22 protein-coding genes and 3 pseudogenes are annotated in these 26,827 nt (G+C 61.9%); 19 read left to right on the forward strand and 6 right to left on the reverse strand.

From position 1 onward, the window contains the following. Window positions 1-53 precede the first annotated feature (53 nt). The 9 genes from JOE31_RS13535 (at window position 54) to JOE31_RS13575 (ending at window position 9,525) form a co-directional block, all read left to right on the forward strand. Window positions 54-1,562: a sugar ABC transporter ATP-binding protein gene (locus JOE31_RS13535; protein WP_011691763.1), complete on the forward strand. Its 1,509-nt coding sequence runs from the start codon at window positions 54-56 to the stop codon at window positions 1,560-1,562. A gap of 3 nt (window positions 1,563-1,565) precedes the next feature. Then, window positions 1,566-2,552, forward strand: a complete 987-nt coding sequence (locus JOE31_RS13540; protein WP_011691762.1) for an ABC transporter permease — start codon at window positions 1,566-1,568, stop codon at window positions 2,550-2,552. A gap of 5 nt (window positions 2,553-2,557) precedes the next feature. After that, on the forward strand, window positions 2,558-3,712 hold the full coding sequence (locus JOE31_RS13545) for a Gfo/Idh/MocA family protein (RefSeq protein ID WP_209745421.1): 1,155 nt from the start codon (window positions 2,558-2,560) through the stop codon (window positions 3,710-3,712). Then, on the forward strand, window positions 3,709-4,524 hold the full coding sequence (locus tag JOE31_RS13550) for a sugar phosphate isomerase/epimerase (protein WP_011691760.1): 816 nt from the start codon (window positions 3,709-3,711) through the stop codon (window positions 4,522-4,524). Before JOE31_RS13545 ends, JOE31_RS13550 begins: the two co-directional genes overlap by 4 nt. Before the next feature lie 75 nt (window positions 4,525-4,599). Continuing rightward, complete coding sequence (locus tag JOE31_RS13555) at window positions 4,600-5,772, forward strand: Gfo/Idh/MocA family protein (protein WP_209745424.1); 1,173 nt, start codon at window positions 4,600-4,602, stop codon at window positions 5,770-5,772. 114 nt (window positions 5,773-5,886) lie between these two features. Next, complete coding sequence (locus tag JOE31_RS13560; protein ID WP_245199688.1) at window positions 5,887-6,162, forward strand: putative quinol monooxygenase; 276 nt, start codon at window positions 5,887-5,889, stop codon at window positions 6,160-6,162. Window positions 6,163-6,188: 26 nt separating this feature from the next. Then, window positions 6,189-7,190 carry a sugar phosphate isomerase/epimerase gene (locus JOE31_RS13565; RefSeq protein ID WP_209745430.1) on the forward strand — a complete coding sequence of 334 codons (1,002 nt, stop codon included), beginning with the start codon at window positions 6,189-6,191 and terminating at the stop codon, window positions 7,188-7,190. Window positions 7,191-7,425: 235 nt separating this feature from the next. Continuing rightward, complete coding sequence (locus JOE31_RS13570; protein ID WP_209745433.1) at window positions 7,426-8,370, forward strand: ROK family protein; 945 nt, start codon at window positions 7,426-7,428, stop codon at window positions 8,368-8,370. A gap of 108 nt (window positions 8,371-8,478) precedes the next feature. Further along, window positions 8,479-9,525, forward strand: coding sequence for a helix-turn-helix domain-containing protein (locus JOE31_RS13575; protein ID WP_209745435.1), 1,047 nt, complete (start codon window positions 8,479-8,481; stop codon window positions 9,523-9,525). A 376-nt stretch (window positions 9,526-9,901) separates the two neighbouring features. Here JOE31_RS13575 and JOE31_RS13580 read toward each other — a convergent pair whose 3' ends face one another. The 3 genes and pseudogenes from JOE31_RS13580 to JOE31_RS13585 all read right to left on the reverse strand — a co-directional run bounded on the left by JOE31_RS13580 (window position 9,902) and on the right by JOE31_RS13585 (window position 11,744). Then, complete coding sequence (locus tag JOE31_RS13580) at window positions 9,902-10,696, reverse strand: EAL domain-containing protein (protein ID WP_245199182.1); 795 nt, start codon at window positions 10,694-10,696, stop codon at window positions 9,902-9,904. Between the two features lie 24 nt (window positions 10,697-10,720). After that, window positions 10,721-11,458, reverse strand: a pseudogene (locus tag JOE31_RS21835) (PAS domain-containing protein); the annotation flags it as partial. Beyond that, the gene (locus JOE31_RS13585; protein ID WP_209745441.1) at window positions 11,445-11,744 is read right to left on the reverse strand and encodes a hypothetical protein; all 300 of its coding nucleotides are present in this window, start codon (window positions 11,742-11,744) and stop codon (window positions 11,445-11,447) included. The gene JOE31_RS13585 and the pseudogene JOE31_RS21835, both read right to left, overlap by 14 nt. A gap of 657 nt (window positions 11,745-12,401) precedes the next feature. Here JOE31_RS13585 and JOE31_RS21545 point away from each other — a divergent pair. The 4 genes from JOE31_RS21545 to JOE31_RS13600 all read left to right on the forward strand — a co-directional run bounded on the left by JOE31_RS21545 (window position 12,402) and on the right by JOE31_RS13600 (window position 17,020). Further along, complete coding sequence (locus JOE31_RS21545) at window positions 12,402-12,650, forward strand: hypothetical protein (protein WP_245199183.1); 249 nt, start codon at window positions 12,402-12,404, stop codon at window positions 12,648-12,650. Window positions 12,651-12,664: 14 nt separating this feature from the next. Then, window positions 12,665-13,456, forward strand: coding sequence for an alpha-ketoacid dehydrogenase subunit beta (locus JOE31_RS13590; protein ID WP_245199184.1), 792 nt, complete (start codon window positions 12,665-12,667; stop codon window positions 13,454-13,456). A 206-nt stretch (window positions 13,457-13,662) separates the two neighbouring features. Continuing rightward, complete coding sequence (locus tag JOE31_RS13595; protein WP_245199185.1) at window positions 13,663-14,805, forward strand: low temperature requirement protein A; 1,143 nt, start codon at window positions 13,663-13,665, stop codon at window positions 14,803-14,805. Window positions 14,806-15,403: 598 nt separating this feature from the next. Further along, complete coding sequence (locus tag JOE31_RS13600) at window positions 15,404-17,020, forward strand: polysaccharide deacetylase family protein (protein ID WP_209745447.1); 1,617 nt, start codon at window positions 15,404-15,406, stop codon at window positions 17,018-17,020. 72 nt (window positions 17,021-17,092) lie between these two features. Here JOE31_RS13600 and JOE31_RS21940 read toward each other — a convergent pair whose 3' ends face one another. Both JOE31_RS21940 and JOE31_RS13610 read right to left on the reverse strand, forming a co-directional pair. Beyond that, window positions 17,093-17,275 carry a histidine phosphatase family protein gene (locus JOE31_RS21940; RefSeq protein WP_209745450.1) on the reverse strand — a complete coding sequence of 61 codons (183 nt, stop codon included), beginning with the start codon at window positions 17,273-17,275 and terminating at the stop codon, window positions 17,093-17,095. After that, window positions 17,229-17,456, reverse strand: coding sequence for a hypothetical protein (locus JOE31_RS13610; protein WP_209748706.1), 228 nt, complete (start codon window positions 17,454-17,456; stop codon window positions 17,229-17,231). Before JOE31_RS13610 ends, JOE31_RS21940 begins: the two co-directional genes overlap by 47 nt. A gap of 40 nt (window positions 17,457-17,496) precedes the next feature. Here JOE31_RS13610 and JOE31_RS21550 point away from each other — a divergent pair. After that, window positions 17,497-17,796 (forward strand): annotated as a pseudogene (locus tag JOE31_RS21550) (site-specific integrase); the annotation flags it as partial. 51 nt (window positions 17,797-17,847) lie between these two features. After that, window positions 17,848-18,270, forward strand: a pseudogene (locus tag JOE31_RS21555) (IS982 family transposase); the annotation flags it as partial. A gap of 1,155 nt (window positions 18,271-19,425) precedes the next feature. Here JOE31_RS21555 and JOE31_RS13620 read toward each other — a convergent pair. After that, entirely contained in the window at window positions 19,426-20,277 is an 852-nt protein-coding gene (locus JOE31_RS13620) for a hypothetical protein (RefSeq protein WP_209745456.1), read from the reverse strand. 847 nt (window positions 20,278-21,124) lie between these two features. Here JOE31_RS13620 and JOE31_RS13625 point away from each other — a divergent pair. The 4 genes from JOE31_RS13625 to JOE31_RS13640 all read left to right on the forward strand — a co-directional run bounded on the left by JOE31_RS13625 (window position 21,125) and on the right by JOE31_RS13640 (window position 24,617). Continuing rightward, on the forward strand, window positions 21,125-21,709 hold the full coding sequence (locus tag JOE31_RS13625) for a hypothetical protein (RefSeq protein WP_209745458.1): 585 nt from the start codon (window positions 21,125-21,127) through the stop codon (window positions 21,707-21,709). Window positions 21,710-22,209: 500 nt separating this feature from the next. Further along, the gene (locus JOE31_RS13630; protein ID WP_209745461.1) at window positions 22,210-22,854 is read left to right on the forward strand and encodes a hypothetical protein; all 645 of its coding nucleotides are present in this window, start codon (window positions 22,210-22,212) and stop codon (window positions 22,852-22,854) included. Between the two features lie 539 nt (window positions 22,855-23,393). After that, window positions 23,394-23,729 carry a DUF3883 domain-containing protein gene (locus JOE31_RS13635; protein ID WP_209745464.1) on the forward strand — a complete coding sequence of 112 codons (336 nt, stop codon included), beginning with the start codon at window positions 23,394-23,396 and terminating at the stop codon, window positions 23,727-23,729. 471 nt (window positions 23,730-24,200) lie between these two features. Further along, on the forward strand, window positions 24,201-24,617 hold the full coding sequence (locus JOE31_RS13640; protein ID WP_209745467.1) for a hypothetical protein: 417 nt from the start codon (window positions 24,201-24,203) through the stop codon (window positions 24,615-24,617). The last annotated feature ends 2,210 nt before the right edge of the window (window positions 24,618-26,827 follow it).

The following is a 26,827-nucleotide window of genomic DNA, read 5'->3' on the forward strand; positions in this document are numbered from 1 at the left end:
CCAGACCCGAGGGCGGGGCACCCACCCTCCCCCACTGTCCCGAAAGGGCAACAATGAACACCGCAGACAATGTCGTCGAGATGCGCTCGATTTCCAAGGGCTTCAACGGGGTTTCAGTCCTGAAGGATGTCAGCTTCGACGTCCGGAAGGGCGAGGTCCACGCCCTCGCAGGAGGCAACGGGGCCGGGAAGTCCACCCTTATGAAAATCCTCCAAGGCGTCTATCAAGCAGACGCCGGCGAGATCCTCATTGGAGGCAAACCGGTCGCCATCAACTCGATCCAGGACGCGAAGTCCGCCGGCATCGGGATGGTTTTCCAGGAATTCAGCCTCGTACCGAGCCTGACTGTCGCTCAGAACATCTTCCTTGCTGCTGAGCCGCTCGGGGCGGGCGGACTCATCGACGACCGCGCCTCGGAGCGGCGGGCCAAGGAGATCTTCGCCGAGATGGAGGTAAAGGTCGACCCCCGTGCCGAAGTCTCCCGGCTCGGCACGGCCTACTGGCAGTTGACCGAGATCGCCAAGGCACTCTCGCAAAACGCCCAGGTGCTCATCATGGACGAACCCACCGCCAGCCTTGCCCGGCACGAGTCCGAAGCGCTCTTCGAACTGATAGACCGTCTCAAGCAGCGCGGCATCTCCATCATCTACATCTCCCACCGCATGGACGAGGTATACCGTCTGGCTGACCGGATCACCATCCTGCGCGACGGTCGTCGACTCCTCACCGAGCCGCTGACCGGCGTGACACCCGAACAGATCGTGGAAGGCATCGTCGGCAAGAAGATCGAGGGCCAACTTGCCTACCGCGAGCGGGACCAGGTGGCTCATGACAGCGCCCCGCTGCTGGAGGTCCGGGGGCTGAACGCCGGGCCGCGGGTAAGGGACATCTCCTTCTCGCTTCGACCCGGTGAGATTCTGGGCCTGGCCGGTCTTATGGGTAGCGGTCGCACAGAACTGGCCCGCGCACTCTTCGGCATCGACCGGCGGGACAGCGGTGAGATCTTCATCCGGGGGGAGCGAATCAATCTGACCTCGCCGCAGCAGGCCATCACTGCGGGTGTCGCCCTCATCCCGGAGGACCGCAGGGCCCAAGGTCTCGTCTTGGAGCACTCAGTCCAAGACAACCTGCTGCTGCCGCTGCTTGGCCAGATCCAGCGAGGACCCTTTCTTGACGGTGCCAGGGGCAAGGAGTTGTCCTCTTCGCTGATCAAGAGGTTCGCAGTAAAAGTCGCTCACCCCCACCGACCGGTGCGGCTGCTCTCGGGCGGCAACCAGCAGAAAGTGGTCATCGCCAAGTGGCTGGGCACTGATCCGGACATCCTGATTCTGGACGAGCCAACGGCCGGCGTTGACATCGGCACCAAAAGCGAAATTTTGGACATGATCCGCGAGTTGGCAAGCGCCGGCAAAGCCGTCATCGTCATCTCTTCCGAGTACCCCGAACTACTCGCGGTCAGCGACCGCGTCCTCGTCCTTAAGGACGGCTCCATTATCCGCGACATCCCCCGCAGCGAGATCGCTGACGAGGAATATCTCCAACTTGCAGTCCAGGGAGTCTGAACAGTGAGCAAGGCAAACACCATCGCGCCCCGGGACACCGCGGCACCACGCAATTTCGGCACCATCCTGAAAGAACTCGACTGGCGACGTTACGTCATCTACATCGGCTTTGTCGTCGTCTTCCTCTTCTTCGCCATTCTGCTCCGCGATCAGGGCTTCCTGTCGCCGAACAACCTGCTGAACATTTTCCGGCAAACTGCCACAATCACCGTCATCGCCGTAGGTATGACATACGTCATCTCTTGTGCAGAAATCGACCTAAGCGTCGGATCGGTGGCCGGGTTGTCCAGCGTCTGCACGGCCATGGCGTTGTCCCAGTGGGGCCTGATCCCCGGAATCCTCGCCGGCCTTGCCGTCGGCCTCGTGGTCGGGTCAATAAATGGCGCACTGGTCAGTCTCCTTGGCATCCCCTCCTTCCTGGTGACGCTCGGCATGCTGGGTATCGCCGTCGGAGTCGCCCAGTGGATCACGGCCTCAGCCCCCCAGCCGATCCTGAATGACACCTTCAACATGCTGTTCGGATCCGGAGACTTCGGCCCCGTACCGGGCCTGGTTGTCTGGAGCGCTATCTTCGTTGCCATCGGCGCCGTCGTATTGAACCGCACCAAGTTCGGCCGACAGGTCCTAGCTACCGGCGGTAACCGCAACGCCGCGGAATTCACGGGCATCAACACCAAACGAATCAAATTCCAGGTGCTCCTCATCTCCGGCATGGTCGCGAGCGTTGCCGGCATGCTGTACGCCGGCCGCCTCCAGTCCGGCCGCTTCCAGTGGGGATCGGGCGATGAACTCTCCGCCATCGCCGCCGTCATCCTCGGCGGGACAAGCCTGTTCGGCGGATTTGGCTCCATCATGGGAACGCTCTTCGGCGCCCTCCTGATTGGCTTGATCAACAACGGACTGATCCTGGCCGGCCTCGACAGCAGCCAGCAACAGGTGGTCCGCGGCGCCATCATCATCCTGGCCGTCGCCCTCGCCCGGAAGAAATAGCACCCGTGACCTTAAAACTACGAGCCGGAATTATCGGTACAGGATTCATGGGCTCCGTCCACGCGCACGCAGTGCGCGCAGCGGGGGGCGAAGTCAGTGCAGTCGCCGGGCGCAGTCCGGCTGCCGCTGAGGCAGCCGCAGCCGGACTCGGCGCCCGAACCGCGGCAGAGTCCCCCGAGGCGCTGATCGCAAGAGACGACGTGGATGTCGTACACATCTGCACCCCCAACACCACTCACGCCGACCTCGCACGCAAGGCCATCGCAGCCGGGAAAGCCGTGGTTTGTGAGAAGCCCCTCGCGACCAGTGTTGAGGACGCCCTCGAACTGACCGACCTCGCGGACAGGGCAAGCGTCGTCACGGCTGTGCCCTTCGTCTACCGGTTCTATCCGGCCGTTCGCGAAGCACGCGATCGTATCCTCCGCGGTGACGCCGGCCAGCTTTGGCTGCTCCACGGCTCGTACCTTCAGGATTGGCTGGCCGGCGCAGACGCCACAAACTGGCGGGTCGATTCGACGCTCGGAGGAGCCTCCAGGGCATTCGGTGACATCGGCGTGCACTGGTGCGACCTGATGGAATTCACCACAGGGCACAGAATCACCAGACTAGTGGCCAAGACCAGCCGGGCTTACGACCAACGCGAAACCGGAGGACAGTTGTCCTCCGTGGCTACCGAGGACGGGGCCGCGCTCCTATTCGAGACCGACCACGGAGCCACAGGCTCCCTGGTAGTCAGCCAGGTGAGCCCGGGCCGAAAAAACCGCCTGTGGTTCTCGTTCGACGGGACCGAAGCTTCGTTCAGCTTCAACCAGGAGCGGCCGGACACACTTCACATCGGCCGCACGGACTCCAGTGCCCAAATCGCCGTCGGACCGCAAACCCTCACCACCTCTGGCGGACGCCGCTACAACAGGCTCCCCCCGGGTCATCCGCAGGGATACCAGGACAGCTTCAATGCCTTTGTCGCGGACGCATACGCGGCCGTCCAGGGTCAAGAACCCGAAGGGCTGCCCACCTTTCGGGACGGACTCCGGGCAGCCCGCCTCACTGAGGCACTGGTTACCTCCGCCGCCCGGCAGGTGTGGGTCAACGTCCCCGGACCTACATCCCCCTCTAATATTTCCAACCTTCCTTCGGAAGTTGAAAGGCAAAAGCAATGAAACTTGGTTACTGTTCCATCACTTGGGGCGGCGTTGTCGGCCATCCCGGAGGCGTGACAAGCGTCAAAGACCTCTTCTACCTAACCCACGGATCCATGAAGGACGCCATCCACGACATCGCATCCGTCGGATACGAAGGCGTCGAGATGTTCGACGGCAACCTTGCGGAATACGCAGACAAGCCCGAGGTGCTTAAAGAGCTCCTGAACAGCTCCGGGGTCTCCCTGACTAGCGTGTATACCGGCGCCAATTTCATCTATGCCGACATCCTTCCCGATGAACTGCACAGAATCCACCGCTCTGCCGAACTAGCAGCGAACTTCGGAGCTGACCGACTGGTAGTCGGAGGTGGAGCACGGCGCGCAGCAGGTACCACAGACGAGGACTACCACCGCCTCGGCCGGGCGCTGGACAGTGTGACGGACATCGCGGAAAGTTTCGGGCTGTCAGCAAGCTACCACCCGCACCTGACCACGATCGTCGAAAGCCCGGACGAGCTGGACAAGCTGATGCCGCTGACCCGAATCGGCTTCTGCCCGGACACCGCCCATCTCGCGGCCGGCGGAGCGGACCCGGCCGCGGTCATCCGGAAGTACCCCGACAGAATCCGACATGTCCACCTCAAGGACTTCCGGCAAGACCCGTTTACTTTCCTCCCCCTGGGCCAGGGCGAACTCGACTTCCCGGACATCCTCGCCGCAATCCGAGAGAGCGGATACGACAGCTGGCTCATGGTCGAACTCGACAACTACGACGGGGACCCCCGGGAAGCTGCCGAACTGAGTATGAAGTACCTCGAGAAGCTCCTCTAACCATCCACCACTTTGACCGCAAGGGAAAGCCACAATCGGCACCTCCCGCTTTCTTCCGGAAGGAACAAGATCCAGATGCAAAACCTCAACGTCGGCCTCATCGGAGGCGGCTTCATGGGCAAGGCCCACTCCCTCGCTTACGCCGCCATGCCCATGTTCTTTTGGCCAGCACCGGCGCTCCCGGTCCGCAAAGTCATCGCTGAAGCCAACACGGAACTGGCTGCTGAAGCGGCCCGCCGCTTCGGCTTCGAGAACTCCACTTCGGACTGGCGCAGCATCATCGACGATCCGGACATCGACGTCGTAGACATCGCCACGCCCAACCACCTCCACGCCGAAATCGCCATAGCCGCCGCCGAAGCAGGCAAGCACATCATCTGCGAAAAGCCGCTTGCACGCACAGGCGAAGAAGCCAAGGCTATGTACGATGCGGTCAAAGACGCCAATATCGTCCACATGGTCGCATTCAACTACCGGCGGACCCCCGCAGTCGCGCTGGCGAAGAAATACATTGAGGAAGGATCCATAGGCCGCATCCTCAGCTTCCGCGGAACCTACCTGCAGGACTGGAGCGCCGACCCCAACTCCCCCTTGTCCTGGCGTTTCCAGAAGTCGGTCGCCGGTTCCGGCGCCCTTGGCGACATCGCAACACACGTCATTGACATGGCCAGGTATCTTGTCGGAGAGTTCAGCGCCGTCAATGCCGTCCTGTCGACCTGGATCCCGGAGCGCCCCCTCCAAACAGGCGGTGCCGATGCACTTGGCACCGTTCGCGGCGGTGAAGGCCCGCGTGGCCAGGTTGACGTCGACGACGAAGTCATGACGATGATCCGCTTCGCAAATGGAGCCGTGGGATCCGTCGAGGCGACACGTAATGCGCATGGGAGGAACAACTACATCACCTTCGAAATCCATGGAACGGAAGGCAGCATCGTCTTCAACTACGAACGACGCGACGAGCTGCAGGTGTGCTTCGCTTCGGACCAGGCCGACCGGCGGGGATTCCGGACCGTGTACACGGGGCCGGCTCACCCATACGGAGAAGGCCTCTGGCCCATTCCAGCTCTAGGCATCGGCTATGGGGAAACGAAGATCATCGAAGCGTACGACTTCTTCAAGGCCATCGCAGAAGGCGGATCAGTAAGCCCCAATTTCGCCGACGGCTACCAGACCGCGCTCATCGACGACGCCATCGTCGAATCCGCTCAAAAAGAGTCATGGGTCGCGGTTCCACTGATCACCGATTGATCTTCTTGGGAGGGACGGCCAAGAACCGTCCCTCCCAAACTCACCGACCATCACTAAGGAAGACAGATGCTTAATTCCCTCCCGGCCCGCCAAGAGACGGCAGGAGTCTGGCTAATGCCGGTTTTCGTCGCCAAAGCGGGGCACGAAGTAGACCTTCGAAACGCCCTTCACTCTCTCCAGACGCTAAGCCGAAACGACCCAGGATGCCTGGAGTACACCGTATTCTCGGACGGGCAGCGGCCCGGCACCTTTATCCTCTTCGAAGGCTGGGCTCGTAACGAGGATCTCGAAGCTCACAACGAAGAAGTCCATGTAAAGGAATTCTTGACAGGAGCGGAACCGCTGTTAGCTGTTCCTTTCGCCGTGACTCCGCTAACGCCTCTCACCTAACATTCCAACTCACCTAAAGGACTGACATGCCCCGCCCGTACACCCTGTTCACCGGCCAGTGGGCCGACCTCCCCTTCGAGGAAGTCGCCCGCCTGGCCTCCGGCTGGGGCTACGACGGCCTCGAAATCGCCGTCTCCGGGGACCACCTCGACGCCTGGCGCTGGGACGAACCCGGCTACGTCGAGTCCAAGCTCGCCGTCCTGGAGAAGTACAACCTGAAGGTCTGGGCCATCTCCAACCACCTCAAGGGCCAGGCCGTTTGCGATGACCCCATCGACTTCCGCCACGAAGCGATCGTCGGATCCAAGGTCTGGGGCGACGGCGACCCCGAAGGCGTCCGCACCCGCGCCGCCGAAGAAATGAAACACACCGCCCGGCTCGCCAAAGCCCTCGGTGTGGACACGGTCGTCGGATTCACCGGCTCCTCCATCTGGCAGTACGTCGCGATGTTCCCGCCGGTCCCCGAAAAGGTCATCGAGGCCGGCTACCAGGACTTCGCGGACAGGTGGAACCCCATCCTGGACGTCTTCGACGAATGCGGCGTCCGCTTCGCCCACGAAGTCCACCCCTCCGAGATCGCCTACGACTACTGGACCACCGTCCGCGCCCTCGAAGCGATCGGCCACCGGCCCGCGTTCGGGCTGAACTGGGATCCGTCCCACTTCATGTGGCAGGGCATCGATCCCGTCTCCTTCATCTGGGACTTCAAGGACCGGATCTACCACGTGGACTGCAAGGACACCAAGCTCCGCCCCACCGGCCGGAACACCGTCATGGGCTCCCACCTGCCCTGGGGCGACCCGCGCCGCGGCTGGGACTTCGTCTCCGCAGGCCGCGGGGACGTGCCCTGGGAATCGTCCTTCCGGGCCCTCACCGCGATCGGCTACAACGGCCCCATCTCCGTCGAATGGGAAGACGCCGGCATGGACCGCCTCCACGGCGCCCCCGAAGCCCTCGCCGCCCTGAAGAAATTCGACTTCCCCGCCTCCCAGACCAGCTTCGACGCCGCCTTCAGCAGCAAGGACTGAAGTTATGACCGTTCCCCCTCGCGTTTCGGCGGGAGAGGTCTTCCAGCATTTTCGTGGCTCGTCACCGTTGACCCGTGCCCGGCTTTCAGAACTGACTGGCCTTTCGCGGGCCGCAACGACAGACAGGATGAGAACCTTAGAGTCGCGGGGACTCATTGGTCCCGCCAACGAGGCGCCCTCGACGGGTGGCCGGCGATCCGCTCAGTATCGACTCATGCCGAACGGCGGAGCGGTTATGAGCGTCCTGCTGGGTGCCAGCGAGGCAAAGGTACAGGCATTCGACCTTTCCGGACAGCCGTTATCTGCTACGAAGCCGGTGGCAACCGTACGTGGCGGGTCTGCCGCTATCTTGGATTCCTGCCTGGCTTCGGCGTATTCGCTCCTGAATTCCATGGGCCACCTTCCTGTCCAGCTCGTAGCAACGGGCGTTGTTCTGGATGAAGGTGCGCCGGATCTGGAATGGCCTGAATATTTTGCTGGCCGCCCGGTCGTCGTCGACTCCGCGCTGGGGGCCATGGCAACGGCGGAGGCCCTGTCGCGAACCCCTCGTCTGCAGAACATGTTCTTCCTGGACGTGGGAAAGACCATTGACTGTGCCGTGCTGGTTCACGGTAGGACGCTGGGGGTTCTTAGGACTTCCAAGGGGGCGTTCGGGCACACGCCGGTGAAGGGCACGTCGATGCGGGCCTGTGCTTGCGGCATCATGAATTGCCTGCAGGGTATCGCAGGGGAAGAGGCAATAATTGCGGGCCTCTCGTCAGACTTTAGAGACGAACCGGACGCGATCAGCGATGCTGTCCGGCGGAGCGATGCGGCTGCAGTCAGTGCTCTGCAACAGGCAGGTCGGTACATAGGAGAAACCCTGTTAGGGAGCATCCACCTCCTTCGACCTGAGTTCGTCACTGTCAGAACCCGGTGGCCGGGTGCCGCCGACTTTTTGCTGGCCGGCCTTAGGGAGGCAGTATACGAAAGCGGCGCCCCCGCTGTGACGGAGAAGCTGGTGTTGGCGAGTTCAAGGACCGGGTCTCCCGCCACCGGGATTGCACTTCGAGCCCTGGACGCCGGACTGGCGGTGGATCCAGTGGACCAATTGCTGTCAGCTCCACCCAACCTCAGCGAACAGCGGATCTCTTGGCCAGCACCGCCCAAGTCGACCGACCGTCATCGGCACGCCAGCTGACCGGCCGCGGGTAGAATCTACTGGCGATCGACAACCCATACAACACGATCACTTGCTGCTGCACACTGGGCTCATTGGATCTCGGTTCAGCTGGAAGGTCCCAAGCCCATGGATGAAGTATTTCGCGACGACGACGTCGCCGGCGATCCGGACAGGTCACCGCACGATCAGATCAGACGCTATAGTGTTCCGGCCGGGCTGAACCCCGACGAAAAATTCGAACATTGGCGGAGCTGGTACGGCAGCGCGATTGACGCTCCGGTTCGGTTGGAAAAAACCGACAAGTTAGTGCGATCCGGCTTCAATCCAACCGCCCTGAGCCTCGAGAGCCCGGGCTTCAGTCTTGTTGACGTCACGAATGAACCCGCCAGTTGCTACTGGAACGGGGACACGAATCCCAGCGACTGGCTCGTGTATTTCAGGACTTCATGTGACAAGTTCAGCTTCTCAGGACGCTCCGAGGCCGTCTCTCCCGGAACAGTCAGGTTCTTTGATCTTTCTTTGCCGGGAAACTTCCATGCGCCCGCCGGCTTAAGCGCTGTGCGGGTCCATTTCGACCGGAGGCTGCTCGGCTTGGACGACAGATCCGTAAAACGGCTGCAGGGATTGGCCGACATCAGAGAAAACCCCATTATGCGTGGGCTGATTCTTCCAGCCTTGTCCGGCTGGCAGCAGTCGGTCATAGCCCAGGAGATGCCGCGTCTTCAACCGGTCGTCCGGTCGATGATGACGGCCTTGGTCAGCTCTTTGCTCGAAACCACGGCCGATCCCGGCGAAATAAAACTGGCCCGCATCGCAGCGATCAAGAAATTCGTGCGCAGGAACTTCAGAAACCCTGCCCTCACAGTTGACGAGGTCGTGGCCTACTCATTTCTTTCACGCCGTGCCCTCTACTACCTCTTCGAAGACGAAGGGCTCCAGGTCAGCGGACACATCCGCGCTCTGCGGACCTTGGAAGCCCTTGAACTCCTCGCCGAAGCAACCTCGTGGAAACGCTCTCTGACGGACATAGCGGGTGCCAGCGGGTTCACAAGCCTGCAAGCCATGCGGCGTGCCGTCAGGGAACTAACAGGGCTCTCGCTTGTGGACGCGCAGGAGAAACCGGAACTCCTGCGGACTCGAGCCGCCGAACTAAGAAAATTGACCGGGCTGTGAATCGGCCGGACAGAATCCCGCCTGGCATATAGTCCGTTCCACGCTTTCGCCGGACTCCCCGCCTGCCTCGATATCTGATGGGTCCCACACGACTCGTCCGCTTCGAAGGTGCCGACGCTGTCATGGATTTCTGGACCCGGGACCAAATGTGCCCCAAAGAGGGTACGACGCGGGTCCGCTCCTTCTTTTCTTTGACCCGGAGGGTCTCCCGGGTGATTCTCCTACCCAGCGAAAGAGCTTCCATGGATCCGTGCGGAGCCTCGAGGGCTATTTGTGGTCCGAGGCCGGACGCTACGACGACGAGGCGGGGCCGCGTCGAAGGACGATGTATCCGCTGCCATTGATGGGAGCCCGGCCGGCTCCGGCGGATTGGCCCTTAGGTGTCAAGGCTATCCGCATCTCCCTTCGCTGACGACCGGTTCCGCTGCCTCCAACGGGACCAGTCCGACGGAAGCACGGATGGTCTACCCAAGAGGTAGCCTTGCCCGATGTTCACGCCCATCTCGGCAACGGCGGTTAGTTCTGCATTGGTTTGGATTCCCTCGGCGACCAGGCTTGCCCCGATTTGTGACGCGAAGCTGACCATCGCCACGCACAGGGCTCTCTGGTTGGGGTCGCTGTCGATTCCCGCAACGATAGTCCGGTCAAGTTTGATCACTTCCGGGCTGAGCCTAAGGATGTGGCGCATGGATGAGAACCCGGCTCCGACGTCGTCGATAGCTACGCGCACGCCAGCGCTTCTGAGAGGGGCCAATGCTGCCGCGAGACGTGCATAGTCAGCCACGGCTGAGCGCTCGGTCAACTCTACGACGATCCGCCCGGGGTTCAGACCGGAATTCCTCACGATGTCGCTCAGCCTCGGGTCAAGGCATGCCGACGGGGAGAGATTGACGGCGGCATAAATGTGGCCGGGAAGATCCGCTGCGGCCTGCATCGCCGTTTCCAGGGCAAGGAATTCGAGTTCGCGGCCACGTCCGATTGAATCCGCTTCGACGAACCACTGATCGGGCGACCTGAACGGAGAGCTGACGAAGCGAGTGAGCGCTTCGGCGCCGACAACCTCGCCGGTTCCCAAATTACAGATGGGCTGAAACGCCGTGATCAGTGTCCGAGTGGCGAACAGGCGATCGAGGCGCGCCTGGATTTCCAGATCTGCAGGGCTCTCTGCCATGGAGACATCCAGCGGTCGCGCGATTCCCTCAAATCCTGATCCTCGGCCCTCCCTGTCGAATCGGCGCCGGCAGAAGACCTCGATGCTCAGGCTCCGACCACCGCGGTGGCGGGCCGCAAGCAAAAGTCCTTCCCGGCCCGCGCGTGCATCTGGTTTCCGCGCGGTCTTGAGGTCAGCGAGGTCGATGACGAGACTGCACGGGCGTCCCACCAACTCGGAGGGCTCAAAACCAAGTAGTTCCCGACTCGCCCGGCTTGAGAAGGTGAACCTACCGTCTGCTCCCACGGCCCACAGCCATTCACGGGTCGTGCTCAGTACTGGTTCCATAAGGCTGGCTGTAATTGACGCCTCCAACCGGTCGCGGCGCTGTTGCCGAATAAGGCGCCAAGCGGCATGAAGGACGGCCGGAAGGAGCAGGATCGAGGCGAGGGCCGACACTCTGGTGGGGACCTCGAGGCCGTTCCACGGCTCAAGACCAGATAGCAAAGGAAGGAGTAATGACAACACCGATACCAACTCGAGGGATAGAACGGCCAGCAACCGTCGACCGTCAGGGGTTGTCCAAGGTTGGCCGTTGTCAGTCCACGCCGGAGATGTGAACTCCGGGCGCCGAGAAAGTGATGATTCCAAGAGCGCGTTATGCTGCCGCAACAGTCGTGGGGCACCGCGTTGGTGTATCGCGTCTGGTGACATGCGAGTCTTCTTCCGTGCTCGATTCGGAATTAGGTAAGCATCGCTAGATGTCCGCCTACCGCACGCCATAACGCGGCAGGGAATGCCCGGGATCGGGCTGGCCGCACATCGTTTTTCCCGGCACTGGATCGGTCCTAGGCGAGAGATCGCGTTCCAGAGTGATGCCGTAGGGAACGTCTGTGCTCAGAGTTACTGCGAACGAGGTCGGCCCATAGCGCGTCACAAGAATTCCGTGACGTCCCTCCCTCAGAGCCCGTTCCTGAGCCGATTTCTCCGCGGCGTCAAGGCGTTCGGCGATCAACTGGGGCTGGTCGGCCGTGACGTGATAAGTAGGCGTGATGATGGCGGTGATCATGGGGTCGTTCCTGTTCTAGTAGTGCTCATAGGCAGTTCGATTTCACGGCCGGTATCCCTGGAAGGAACCACCAAGTGGCGGCAGGGAATGGTCTCTAGGAATCGCGGCGCCGCGCCATGGCGTCACAAACGGCCGAAACCTTCCACCAAGAGTTGCCCGGTCGAAAGCGCCCCGGCCGCTTTCAAAATCCTACGGTTGATGGTCGCGCAAGGAAGCGGATAAGTGTTCCAAAGTGTGCATTCTTCGATCCCGGACCGCTCATTTCGTGCAGGAGTCTCCTCACCCTGAGCCTCAGCTGTCTCATACAACCAGGTCGATCCACCCGGCCTACCGTCATCTTTGCCTACACGATCAAGGGCCGCGGCCTTGCCACCGAAGGACACCCCAACAACCACTCAGCGCTCCTGACCAAAGATCAGATGGAAACACTCGCGGAGACCTCCGGAATGGACCTTGGTAATCCCTGGCGCAAATTCCACCGGGCACCGTGGAAGAACGGGCCTGCGCCCGGACATCCCTCCGGCTCAAGCGCCGGCAACCCGCACTGGCCTCGTCCGTCCAGATCCGGCTTCCCTGCCATGGGGCTACGGCGACAGAATTTCCACCCAAGCCGCCCTGGGACGGTTCCTGTCCGACCTGAAACGGGCAGCGCCGGAGGTGGCCCACCGTGTTGTCACGTGCAGTCCCGACGTCGCGTCCTCAACCAACCTTGGCGGCTGGATCAACAAAACCGGAGTGTGGTCCGTCGGTGAACGCCGGGACTGGTTCGCGGAAGACCTCGAACGGATCCTCCGCTGGATTGAAAACTCGGAGGGTCGGCATATCGAACTCGGCATACCCGAAACCAACCTCGTGGGCCTGGTCTCGGAACTCGGAACAACCTGGAGCGGTGGGGCCGGCCGCTGATTCCTATCGCCACCATGTACGACCCGTTCGTGGCCAGCGCCCTCGAACCGTGGTCCTTCGGCATGTACGCCGGCGGCCAGTCAATCCGGGTTGGGACGCCGTCAGGGGTGACTCTGGCACCGGAGGGCGGCGCGCAACAGTCCATTACCACTCCATCCATCGGCTTGGAACAGCCCGAGTGCACGGCCTGGGAGCCAGCCTTCGCGCAGGACCTGGAATGGTGCATGCTCGAAACCATGAGCCCCATAGGCATTCCCGGAGGACGCTCGGCCTACTTCCGGCTCACGACCCGTCCACTGGACCAGGCTCACGCGGCCATGCCGACGGATGCGGTGCTGCTGGAGCGGCGCCGCAGGCACGCGGTGGCCGGCGGTTACCGGCTGACCGACCACGACCCAGTCGAGGACAGGGTCACTCTGGTCGGTGTCGGCGCAATGATGCCCAAAGTCATAGCGTCCGCCGCCCGGCTGAAGGCACTTGGCATCATGGCCGGCGTCGTCTGCCTCACCAGCCCGGACCTGGTCTTCGAATCCCTCCAGCGGCGCAACTCACTGAACGCCGCCACGGACAGCAGTGGGCCCGACATCATCGACGCACTCCTTCCACGACACGCCCCCGCGCCCCTCGTCACCGTCCAGAACGGACACCCCGTTACCTTGTCCTTCTTGGCCGGTGCCCGAGGCGACCGCACAGTCTCCCTGGGAGTAAAGGACTTCGGCCAGTCCTCTGATCTCCAGGACGCCTACCGGATCCACGGCATCGACGAAGCGTCCATCGTCAACGCGGCGCTGAACCTAGTTCGCTAACATCGGCCGTCTACCGGTACCGGGGCGGGAGACAGTCGTCTGGCAGGTCAGGAAGCGGGGCTACGTCCACGTCGAGTCAGCGGATCGCCGCGAGTTGGCGCCCTTGACTTCTCCGCTGACCGTTGTCAGTCTTTTCGACAAGAGGAGGGGGTGTCCGCCCGCTCCTGGCCCAATGGAGGCTACTGATGTTCCGTGACAGGTCGCTAATGCGTTACGCAACCTCCGGAGACCGGGTCACGCGCCTTGAGTTATTCTTCGACCTTGTATTTGTCTTCGCGCTATCGCAACTGTCCCATCATTTGCTGGAGCATCCTTCATGGGTGGGGGCCGGTGAGACATTTGTGCTTCTTCTTGCGGTCTATAAGGTGTGGGTGTATACGACCTGGTCGGTGACGTTGCTGGACACTTCGCGGCTTGAGGTGCAGTGGATGCTGCTGATCATCATGCTTGTCACACTGTTCATGAACGCCTCAGTCGGCTCAGCGTTTGGTGACTTCGGCTGGCTCTTTGCTGCGAGCTACCTCCTGGTCCAGCTGGGCCGAGGTGCGTGGATGCTCACTGCCGGACTTGACCGGACCACCCACGACCACTTCGTGCGCACGCTGATCTGGGGGTGCATGAGCGCGCCTTTTTGGATTGCCGGCGTCTTCTTCGCTCCGGGGCCGCGTTTGATGTTCTGGAGTGTCGCTGCCGCGATCGATCTGAGTGGCCATATGGTGGCCCACCGGTTGCCGGGCCGGAAAACCGAAGGCAGCCGTGTCCCGCTCCCGGGAGAGAGGATCTTTGAGCGGTTCGGGCTGTTCTACCTGATCGCGCTCGGCGAGACGATCCTTTCAACCGGCCTGGCGATTTCAGGCAATCTGGAGGACCCCTTGATATTTCTGACCGGGACCGTAAGTTTGGCCGGAAGCGTCGCGATCTGGTGGTGCTACTTCCATGGCCTCGAACAGGACATTCTGGAAAAGCTTGCTTCTGTCGATGATCAGTTCCGGCCCGGCATTTTGGCGGGCAACACCTTGGTCATGTTGCTGGCAGGCCTGATCCTAGTGGCGGTTGGTGATCAGCTCGTGATCAGCGATCCGGCCGCCCGCCCCGATCTGGCCACCGTTCTACTTCTTTTTGGTGGGCCGGCTCTCTTCCTTGCCGGCCGGGGCTTCTTTATTCGACAGGTACTGGGCCAACGCCAACCATCTGATCTCGCCGGCATCGGAGCCTTGGTGGTGCTGGCAAATTTGAGCTTTCTCTTCCCGGCCTTCGTTGCCGCTATGGGGGCCGTCCTTCCCCTCATAGGCGTAGCAGTTTCCGACACCGTGAACCGCCGCCGCCGAACGCAACAGGGAGCGCGCTGACGGCCTATTTGGATGCCAGGGAACGTATCCCCGGCCGGTCCCCGGCCGGCTTTGACAGCCTAAGGAGTGTCTTCTGCCAGTCCCCTCCCCCACTGTCCCGGGGTGCACCGTTACAACATTCGCAGCCTGACGTTCGGCGCGTCGTTTGCGGAAAATGGGGCCCGTCGGCTTGGTCGACAAGCCGCCCGGATATGTTCACTGCATGAAAGATGGGCACTGTACCGGCGTGTTCCTCCGGAGGGAAAGTCTCCGGCAAAGGAGGCGCCGGTTCGTTTGTTGGAACCAAATGCCCCGAACAGTCTCTGATGGATATTTGCCATCGCATCGTGCGAAGCCCGGGCGACCCCACAAACTGTCGGTGGCAGTACTGAGATCCGTCGGGCAACATACTCGCTGCGGAAGTTCTCGTTCGGCGGCACCCTTGGCACCCGGCTGCTCTTCGAGCGGACCCCAACACGCGGCGACTGCGGCAGCGCCGCGGACGGTGGCGCTGGTGGTCGGGTTGCGCTTCGGGACTTATGGTCCTACCCGGGCACGCACCTGGGGCGTAGCGTCTTGACCAAAGCTCGCATGGCTCGATCAGCACGAAGGGGTCACAATGCGCCGGTCTCGACCCGCCGTCCTCGGAATGGCCTTGGCCCTCGCCCTCGGCGGCGGCCTCGGGGGCACGGCTCTGGGGCCGCCCGCGGCCGCCGCATCAGCGGTGGCTGCGCAGTGGAGCGTTCCGGCGTCGATGGCGGTCGAGCAGGCCGGCGACGACGCGATCGTCCAGCACTATGATCAGCTCGGCGGCAGCGCATCGTTCCTCGGCACGCCAGTCGGCAGTGCTTACGACATCGCTGGGGGTCGCGCCCAGGACTACACCGCCGGCACGATCTACTGGAGCCCCGGCACCGGAGCGCACGAGGTGCACGGGGCGATCCGCGGACGCTATCTCGCATTCGGCGGACCGGCCGGCTTACTGGGTTTCCCGCTCACGGACGAGACCGCCACTCCGGGCGCCGCTGGTCGGTACAACGACTTCGCCGGAGGGTCGGTCTACTGGAGCCCCGGCACCGGAGCGCACGAGGTGCACGGGGCGATCCGCGGACGCTATCTCGCATTCGGCGGACCGGCCGGCTTACTGGGTTTCCCGCTCACGGACGAGACCGCCACTCCGGGCGCCGCTGGTCGGTACAACGACTTCGCCGGAGGGTCGGTCTACTGGAGCCCCGGCACCGGAGCGCACGAGGTGCACGGGGCGATCCGCGGACGCTATCTGGAGTTCGGCGGGCCCGCCGGCTTACTGCGTTTCCCGCTCACGGACGAGACCGCCACCCCCGACGGGGTCGGCCGGTACAACCACCTCAGCGGCATGAACGCCGGCTCGTCGATCTACTGGTCGCCCGCCACGGGAGCCCACGAGGTGTACGGAGCCATCCGGGCCCAGTGGGTGGCCCTCGGTTGGGAGCGCAGCCGGCTCGGCTACCCGACCAGCGGCGAGTACGGCATCACGGGCGGACGCCGCAGCGACTTCCAGCACGGTTCGATCCTGTGGCACGCGGCCAGCGGCAGGACCGAGGTCATCTACACCAGCGTCCCGTCGACGCTCCTGGGCGTGGACCTCGAGCGCATTCCGACCACGCAGAAGGTTGTCGCGCTCACGTTCGACGCCGGCGCCAACGACGCCGGCCTCCGATCGATCCTCGCCACCCTCGCAGCCAACGGCGTCCCAGGCACATTCTTCCTCACTGGAGACTGGGTCAACCAGTTCCCCTCCGACCCGGCGCTGATCTACAACGCGGGGAATCGGATCGGCAATCACTCCATGACCCACCCAGACTTCACGACCCTGGCCGACGCCCAGATCGCGACCGAGATCAGCAGCGCGCAGAGGACCGTCAGGGCCGCTGGAGGCGACCCGCTCCCGTTCTTCCGCTTCCCCTTCGGCGCCCGCGATTCCCGCACGATCGCAGACGTCAACGCCGCCGGTTACGCGGCGATCCGGTGGACCGTTGACACCCTGGGCTGGCAAGGGACCATGAACGGAACGCGCGGTCCGAGCTTCATCGTCCAGCGCGTCATGGCTTCCGCGCAGCCCGGGGAGATCGTCCTGATGCACCTCGGCTCGAACCCCGACGACGGCTCAACGCTCGACGCCGCGGCCCTCTCACAGGTGATCTCCCAGCTCCGGGCGGCAGGCTACGGCTTCGTCACCCTCGACGCCGCCCTATGATCCTAAATCTGGTCATACCACCGATGATCAGACTACTGTCCGCCGAGCAGACAGATAAAACACTGCGCGGCCTCAGAGACCGTTCCAGCTCCCCGTCGGCACGGCAAGGACCGTTTTGGTCGGGTCTGTCGAGGCGATCAACGGCCGGATCACCGCGTCATGGGTCACAACGATCACGGATACACCCGGGGAGTCGGCAAGGAGTGCATCAAGGGCCGGGCGGGCACGGGCGAGAACGTCCGCGGCCGGCTCCACACCGGGCGCCGGCAGGCAATGCAGCGACGCCCACAACGGCGTCGCAGACGCCGTAGGCCCTGCCCCGCCCGTCCTGGCCGACGAAGTCGGCGATCAACGCCCGGGACACACCTTCGGTGACGGCGTAGAAGACGCCGTAGAAGGCGAACAGGGGCCAGACCTGCCACGCGGAGTTGGCCACAGCGAAGCCCAGGTAGCAGAGCCCGTAGACCGTCCAGCCGATGGTAATCAGCGGGAGCCGGCTGCCGCCGGACTGCCAGATCGATGGACGATTGGGCCGTTTCCTGGTCCGTTCGTCCTTCGCTCGGCTGGAGCAGGAGACGAAGCGGAACTATGCGACGGACTACTGCGTCTTCTTCGACTTCCTGTGGCGTCGAGACGAGGACTGGGATGAGGCAGGCCCCGATGACCTGTGGGATTTCGAGGACTGGCGCACCAGGTCGCTGAGCAACCCGCGGCGGGTCGGCGGTGCCCGCTGGAACCGGGGCCTTGCGGCGTTGGGCCGCCTGTACTCGTGGGCGGTCAAGCAGGGATACGTGTCGGTGAGCCCGATAGAAGCGCGGGAGGTGGCGCGGCCCGGGCGCACGCCCGGGCTGTCCGATGCTGAGCGGCTCTGCCTGGTGGTGGCGCAGCAACTGCTCGGATACTCGTCCGAAACCAGGTGGATCCGTTACGCCGGGACGCACCTGACCGGGATGTTCCCCGGAATTCCGCAGCAGTCCGGCTACAACAAACGGATCCGGGCCGCCGGGACGCTGATCTCCGCGACCATCACGGCCCTGGCCAAGGACACACCGTCCTGGCATGACGTGCTCCGGCTGGTCGATTCCACCCCGCTGCCCTGCGGGATGTCGCGGGAAACCGTCAAACGGTCCGATCTGGCCGCGCACGCCGGCTACGGCTACTGCGCCTCGCACTCACGCTTCTTCTGGGGATTCCGCCTGTACCTGATCAGCACCCCGGAAGGAATGCCGCAACTAAGAAGTTGCGCGTCAAACTCCATGCGACAGCCCGGGTGAGATCTCAAGCTCTGGTTACACTTGCCCGTCGGTGGTGTGACTCTGGCAAACTACCTGCGGTGAGGTCAACGCGAAGGTGCCCGCAGCAGCTCCGGCGCGGAGCAGCGCCGCGGCCAGGAACACCGCCACGTTGCCCATCCTCATGTTTCACGCGCAGGTTCCGCACGTCACTCCAACGGCGAACTGCACATCCTGGGGCTGTGGCCGGGGACGGCGGGGCAGGAGCGAAGTTCTGGCTCGCCGTGCTGACGAAATCAAGAGCCGCGGTGTTGAGACGTCGAGTGACGGCTAATCGAGTGCATCCGCGGGGGCGTGGACCGGGCACCGGCGAGGCTCGTGAGCGGCTCTTGCCCGGATCCGCTCCGGTCTTGGTGCGTACATACCGCGGTTCAAGGTCACCACGTAATAGCTGTTTCGTCGCGAAGAGGCCCGTGGATAGCCATCACCGGGCCCTCGCCCTGTAGTTCCGCCTGGCCGACTCCAGCGCCCAACCTCCCTCCGTTGTGCCCGAAGTGGGCTGCGTTACAACCCACCCAGCACTGAGGGGTGCAGGACTCCAAGGAATCCTGCACCCCTCACTAGCGCTTGGGTCACTAGCGCTTGGGCGATCTGACCTACTGCTTCTCAGACGTTGAAATGTTGACCCCGGTAGGAGACCCAAACACCTTGAGAGATGTTGTAAACGGGAGTTACAACGCCAAGCCTCCACCACGGACGCTTGCACCAAATCACTCCCGTCAGATGGTTCCCAGCGTAAAGCCTTGCGCCGATATTGATCGTGCGTCCTCGGGTATAAGGGGCAGAACCATACTGCGACCCCATTTGGACTGCTACTACAGAGCCTCCGCCTGTGGCAGCGCATCGCCAGTCTCCAAAGGTCACGGATATAGTTGCCCCCGCCGCATTCGCCGGTGCAGCGGATACAACACCGGCCAAAGCTAGGGTTATGGCGACGGCGACTGCCGAAGCTGTAGAGGCTATCTTGTGTATCATCGAATGGCTCCTTCTGAGCAAGGGGTGCGAGTACTGATATTTGATCAGGACGCCGATCGACTATCTAGATGCCGTTCATGGGCACTTTGTTGGGAGTGCTGCATGCGGTCCTCCCACTTGGGAGGTGTTTGTAAGCGCCTATTCGAGAATGCGTTTTTGTGCCGCTTCCTCTACCGTGAGCCCGTCTCCAGGGTCGACGAAACCGAGGTAAAGGCCCAGGGCTGCTGTTCCCAGAATTGTCGATCTTGTTTCGTGATCGAGGATGGGTTCATCTACGCCGGCGAGCAGGCGCATGCCGAGACCTTCGGCGGTGGCTTGCAGGATGATGTTGAAGGTTTCCAGGGAAATGCCGGGCCGGAATTGCACACCGTGTGCCTTGAAGATCTGCGTGTAGAGAGCCGTCCAGGCCTCGGAAAGCGTGGCATACATTCTCGACAATGCTTCAGATGCAACCGAGTCTGCGCCGGCGGATGCGACGGCAAGGAGTTGGAATCTGTAGGCAGGGAGCTCAAGAACAAGTTTTAGGTCTTCGTATGCAATTCGATGCACAGAATCTGAGAACTCTTCGGCTGAGCTCAACATCTCCTCGGCACTCCGGGACAGTGCGATATGCAGGCTCCAATGGCGGGCGGTCAGCGCGTAGGAGATGAAATCCGCAAGAAAATGCTGATGTGCAGTCCAGCGGTCCCGGAATTTACCAGGGGTCGGTATCAGGTCTGGGGAGTCTGCGAGAGTCTGCGCGAGAACTTTGGGGCGCGACAGGTACGACATCGTGGGGCGGACCTCTTCAGCGTCGTTGGGGGTTCCCAAGAAGAGTTCTTCGGTTAGTTTCAGAGCAGAAGCCAGGAATGCCTTAGTCAATGGATCGTTGGCCAGTTTCTGCCGGCCTTTGGCTGTGACCCGCGCCAGGTTAGTGACAATTCCGGACAGATCACCAGGATCCTCGTGCCGCACCGGTATCCCTACGGCGTTCTGTACGTCGAATTCCACTTACCGCCTCCTCACCGCACCATTTACGGATTCAATCCATTGACCTCAAACTAGTTCACGACTCAATTGCTTGGCGGTTTGTGTCAGATCCGTGACGGCTAAGCCGATCGCCATATTCGACTACCGAGAGCGTCGGATTTAGCGTCGGCCGAGATGCTCTACGTATAAGTCTGAAATTGATCTAGGGCAATAAAGTCAGGTACTTGTCGCGGAGTTCAGGACGGTGGCGAGGTCGATGAGCGTTGAATCCGTGTCGGTGTTGGTCGCGATACCCCGTTTGTTGGCTGCCTTTGAACATTTCCTGCAGCCGCCCGGGAGGAACCAGGCCACGGATCCAGTCTTCTGGCCGCATAGTGTCGTGACGAGCGCAGAATTCAAGGACAGGTGCGTCGACGTGCCACCGCCCGCGTTGACCACATTGACGTCCTAGGTGCGTCGAGAGCCGAGTTCGGATTACGGACGAGCTTGAAAGTCTCCAGAAACGCCAGCGCGGTCAATGGGGTTCGGAAGTGTTTCCAAAATGCTGCTTTTGCCGAGGTACTTTTGCCAGCTCTTCTTCCCCCACTTGAAGGCCTCCTACGGTGGACGGCCCTTCGCGTTCCACTTCTGGAATCTCGTCATCCGGTTGACGGGTACGCTGGCATGGTCTGACTCCCCAGATAGATGGTTCAACTGCCTTCGCATAAGCCCCTGCGATCTGGCTAATGGATATGAATTGTGGAGAGATCCTCGGTGGATGCGCCTATGCCTTTGGTGTCGACCGCCTTATTCAATTCCGACCACGTCAACTGCCGAGACCAATTCGGTTAGAGTTGGCGCGGCATTAATCAATCAATTTGGGGGACACATGAAAAAGATCGTTTTGGCTGGTGCCTTTGCGGCGCTCACGGCAATGGCTCTGACAGGGTGCGCTCCAGCAGCCACCGCGCCGGCTCAAGCAAACCAGGCAGACACGCCCACAGCCATTTCCAGTCCGGCGGCCAATGAAGTCTTGCTCGCGGACTTTCTCGTCGGCAGATGGCACTGCAAAGGTGATTCCAGCAGTGAGTGGGATAGCGACGTCCAGTTCTTCGGCGTTGATACCAACCTGGTCGTAGCAATCAGCCCTGACGTGGAGTTCGAGTCCAGCGGCATCATGACCTCTTACGACGGCCCCGGCAAGAAAGCATCCGTGTCCAGGACAGACGAGTGGGAGTACAAGGACGGCGCGCTACTCCTTGGGCAGTCATACGTCAAGATGCCTGAAATCATTCAGGTTCCAGGGACGACAGGAGCGTTCCTTGGCCTGGGCGATGATCCCGCGAAAAGCTCAGACACCGACGCCAAGGCGGAACTGACGTTTGGCCCCGACAGCATGACCATGAAGGTCGCACAGTATGTTGACGGGCATAAGGCCCTCAACCAGGGACAGACGGTCACCTGTCGGAAGTAGCTCCGACCAGGTCCGGGGCCCTTTCGCAACCGGCGCCGGACCGTGAGCGAGCATCGCCCAGTCTTCGACTTTCAACGAGTGCCCTTAGAGGGCATGGACGTCGTCGTGGGCCCACGCGGGTTGGCCCGCTACTGAAGGATTGATGATGGCTTCCTGGGGCCGCGGAGTTACTCGCCGCTCACCCAGGCGCCGGCTCAATGAAAGCGCTATCGATTTTTTGGGTTCTACTCGGCCTCCCCGTCATCGGCCCAGTAAACCGTGAGTCCCGAATGATCGCTTCAAGGCCTATTGGATTCCCCAACATATTCGAGGTGTTTCCGCTACGAATATGCAATTCCCCATCGTCGCCAGGCGTACAGCTCATGAGCTGCTGGAGAGCAGGACACAAAAGTTGGCCGTCCTGATCGGTGCCCCATTTGTCACTTTTGCACGGCGTATGGTTAGCGTGACGAATACTCATAGGTCAGCGCGAAGCGACTCATCAAATATTGGGGGAAATTATGGGCTGGTTCAGCTCCACCGGCGGCGAACGTGCTGCTGACACACGCGCGCGGGAAGGGCAGCAGAACCGCGAACACCAGGCTCGTATGAGCGATGTTGAATGGAAGCGGACGCGTCTCAAGCAGTATAACGACCGCAATCAGAAGCACAAGATGGCTGCGTTCGAGATGGAAAAGCAGGAGGCAAAGCGGGAGAATCGCCCGCCAAGGCTGTGGAGCCCCGAGCAGGTCCCGGATCTTCCACTGCCGCCAGAGCTTCGTCCTCCTGAGCCTAAACGCCGGGAGCCGTGGCGGTTCGAGGGATTTTCGACCAATGACCTGAAAATGTTCAAATGGCTGGGCATCATCATCCTGCTGTATGTGCCGTTCGGTGTCGCTCTGCAGATTGTGAATGGCTGGCCGGGCATCATTAGCGTTCCTGTACTGGCGGCCGTCGTTCTCACCGAAGTCTGGCTGGTTGTGCGTTACATGGCCAAAGGAGACGCTGCAAAACTGGAGAGGGCTGAGAAGCTCAACCCGATAAACGTAGCCAAGACGTCGACTGCGTGGGCCAAGCGCAAGGCCGCCGGAGGTAAGAATGTCGATGGAAGGTCGACCGCCCAGTTCAGTCAGCGTCAGGATTACCAGCCCGAGCAGGACGACTAACGTTCCTCTGCCCGCGAAAAAGGTAACGAGGCTTGCCACGGCTCCTCACTCACCAAAACAACTGACTTAGTCGAGTAACTGCGTGGCGTGAGCGTCCTCGCCGCGCCGCTCTACGGGGCCCCGTGGGCCCAATATTCCACGTCGCATTGCTCCGTATGAGGCAGCAGTGCCTCGATAAACACGGTTCCTGCTGCCATGAAGTCTGCTCCGTCCTTCCTAAGCAGTCCCAAGTGGGCAACGGAATTTTCGCGCCTCCAAAACCAGGTCCTGCTGCTGTTGAGTCCAAGGCGAGGCCGAAGTTTTGGCTTCAATCATGGATCGAGCACTCGACAGTACATCCGCGCCCATTCGCGTCCGTAGCTTGGGGTGCTGTGGCAGAAGCAGGACCGCAATTCTGAATGGCCCGGACCCTGAGACTGCCGACGTGGCAGACCCGGACCTGCGTGAGGTATTGGATCAGCTCGCTGCAAACGGGCAGGGCCCTGCAAATGGACGCCGAGATCCGCAGAGCAATTGAGGACGCTGCACAGGATCGTTTGATGGGCTACTACCGGGACGATGGCTGGACTGTCACAGACACCCGGCAGAATCGCCCCTATGACGCTGTAGTGGATAGGGGTGGCGAGCGGATCTATCTTGAAGCGAAAGGCACACGGAGCAACGGTGACTCGGTCATCGTGACGCGCAACGAGGTCGACCACGCCCGCCAGCATCCGGGGCTCTGCATGATGGGCGTATGGTCCGGCATGACGTTCAGGCCGGACGGAACTGTGGACCCCGAGGCGGGGACCTTCAGGATCCTTCCTTTCGGTCCCGACACCAAGGACCTTCGTCCGCGCGACTTCGACTGGACCCTTCCCTGGGACCTGGAGTAAAGACGGCCGTCGGCCATATCTTGTGCAGTGACGGAACCTGCTGCAACTCCAGCTGGTTTCCGATTGGTAGAGTCAGCCCCGTGGCACCTTTGCCGTTGACGTTCAGGGGGAAGCATGGGGCTCGGCAATTGGCTGCGGCAGGTAATCTGCAGTAGTTCAGTCTCGGTGGCCGAACCGAAGGCGCAGGTCAAACAAGAACCAGACCAGCCACCCGTCACGCTTCGCATCTCCATGCACCTCAACGCCTGTCTGGAGGTTGGAGCACCACCACTTTCGCCAAGGATGCCGTTACCTCCCTCGCGAACCGCAAAGGCCTCGGTGAGCGCGGCTATTACGAGGGCCAGGCGCAGCTTCAGCGCGAACCCGAGAACCCGGTAGATCCGCAGGCTGTGGCTGTGCTCGTGGATGGTGAGAAAGTCGGCTGCCTCCCGTCCTACGCCGCCAGAGATCTCCCCCTTCCCCCCGGCGCCAGTGAACCAGCGCGCTACCAGCTGCACGTCCTCCGGGATCAAAAAACTGCTGGCCAAGGCCTACGTCTGGCTGGGCGACGCCGAGCCCGAATGGCAGTTCACAGCGCAGAACCCGCCGGCGCTCACATCCAGGGAACGGATCAACAGCTCCCACACAGAGAAGTCCTCGATGGTCAGGGAAGCGCTGCAGGGCGCTGGAATCGACGAACCGATGGACCGGGTTCTCCTCGGCCAAACCCACGGCGGGCCCCAATGGTCCCGGGTCGAATGGGCACAACAGCTGCTGCTCCACGCCTACACGCACAGCAACACCAAACACTCCGCCCCCATCCTCACCGCCATCGCCTTCGTCAACTGGTGGGAAGGCCGAGGCAGCAAAGCCCACCAATTCCTCCAACTCGCCCTCGAAGCCTCATAGGCCCGCAGGTATAGGGATGCGGACGACGACGGCGGGACGTTTCCGAGCCAGTTCTCCACCGCTCTGTCCCATCCGCCCGGGTCGGAATTCCACTCCTGCGCATGCTCCACGCAGGGGAAGTGAGCAGCGTTGCCAGTCCGGGGCGCCAAAGTCAGGCGGATCAACCAAACCAGGGCTGCCCGGAAGAAGAGTCCGGATCCCACACACCTCCGCTCTGGGGACGGATCGTACCCCAGCCACAGATAACCCCGGAGACGTTCCCGCTGAACCTGGAAACGTCCAACGAAACCTACGATCCGGGCCGCAAAGTCATGTCGCCTGGAACAGAGGCCTGCATGAAGTGGTGTCAGCAGGAATCAGGAGGAAGGTACCGAAATGCGGGTCGAAAAGCCGCCCGTGCACAAAAGTGTGCACAATGTGCACACCCCCCTTTGGCCGGACAAACACGCGATGAGCGTCGTCTGCCTGGCTCGTAGCAAGCAGCTATCCGCGGAAGATCCTCGAAGACAATTCCGCTTAGTCACGTCGTCACCACAACTCTTGGCCATGAATGAGTGAGGGCCAACAACTGGCCACCGGAACAGCCAGATAGGACGGCACATACCCCAGATTCCAGCAGGCGGAGGGCCCAGAGGCCAGGGGCCTTGATCCCGCCACCCACACAACCGAATAGGCGACCGCGGCGCCAGGCACAAGCCCGCGGACAACGTCAGAGGGACCCGTGGAGGGTCAATGTCCACACATTAAAGCAAAAACCCCTCTGACGAGGGGTTATGCGTGCCCGAGGTGGGACTCGAACTGCATTCCAGCCCTTGCCAACACTGGGCTCCCGCGGAAACATTCCGAGTACGGCCCGATCCAGCCCCAGTACGACCGAGTCCGAAGCCCAGAGTGTGCACAATGTGCACACCCCTTTTGCCCACTTACCTGCCCCATATAGCCGGCCAGACCGTTGATCCAGCACTTGTCCCGCGCGTTCTCTCCTTTTGCCCTCCCCCGGGCCGCTGGTTCGCCACGGACAACGACAGCCTCGAAGGGTGACTGCACTAAGGCAACACCAGGATGAGCTGGCTTAGGCCAAGACGACGAAACGTCCATTATCGGCGTTCAAGAGGTGTGGCGGAGATGTTCGAAATTCCCCAGACCATGTCGCTAAACAGAGTTCGTAGTGTTGCGCCGTTTCTGTTTTCTCTACCTGGGTAAAGCGAAACGGCTCCATCCCGGGACTTTGGTGGCGAGCTCCTTGATCCGCTCGGGATGCCTGCCATGCTGGGCATGCTTACGGTGGGCAGACACCCACGCTGCCTGGCGCGTTCGGCATCGTCGCCGGCGGCGTAGTGCGGCGGCCGCCCGCGTTTCTTCATCCGGCGGATCAATTCGCCGCGGCGTTTGCTGCCACAGGCGTTCATTGTTGTAGCTGTGGCCATCGGCCCAATCAGGAACTCGCTTGCCGAGGACACGGGATGCCGCTGCTTCCAACTTTCCCTGTCGGTGGAGTAGTCAGATCTGCGCTTCAGCGCCCTGTACAGCTGCTCTTCTTCGCTGCGTGATATCGATTTCATCATAACGTTCAACCGCTTGCAAGGGTGGGACCGACGTGAGACCGCTATTGCCATTCGCAACCCTCGACCCTTAGGGTGATATCGATATCAGTGATCCGCATCATATGCGGCCTCCTATGCCTCGTGCACGGACGTCTGATGTCGCTCACCTGCACCGGAACGAAGGGGTTCACCTTGTGAAGCACCAAACTCTCTGCCGCCCGCTGGGCGGCGCTCTAACGCTCTCCCTGCTTGTCAGCACCGCCTTGGCGACGGGGGCCGTGGCGGCACTCCCCCAGGCTCCTGCTAATGACATTGCGGCCGGGTTCGATATACCGGGAGGCTCATTTGAGGATGCATCAGCGCCGGGACTTCCCGGTGGCTGGACCTCCAGTGGCCCAGGAACGGCAACGACTGGCACTTCCTCAGCCCGCGCCGGGGCCAGGGGCGTGCGGGTGGCCTCCTCCTCCGAGGCCCCGACGATTCTCAGCTCTCCGGAAGTGAAGCTCAAGAAGAGCACTGAGGTTGTTTTTTACCGGCTGATGGTCAGGTTGGCGGAGGGCTCTCCAAAGGCTGAGCTGCGGGTCCGCTTTACAGACGCCGGCGGTAAGGAAGTGGGCCAACAGTCCGCAGCCGCTGACCTGAAGTCCGGGTCATGGTCAGCAGTAA

This window comes from Arthrobacter sp. PvP023 (genome assembly GCF_017832975.1).
GTDB lineage: Bacteria > Actinomycetota > Actinomycetes > Actinomycetales > Micrococcaceae > Arthrobacter.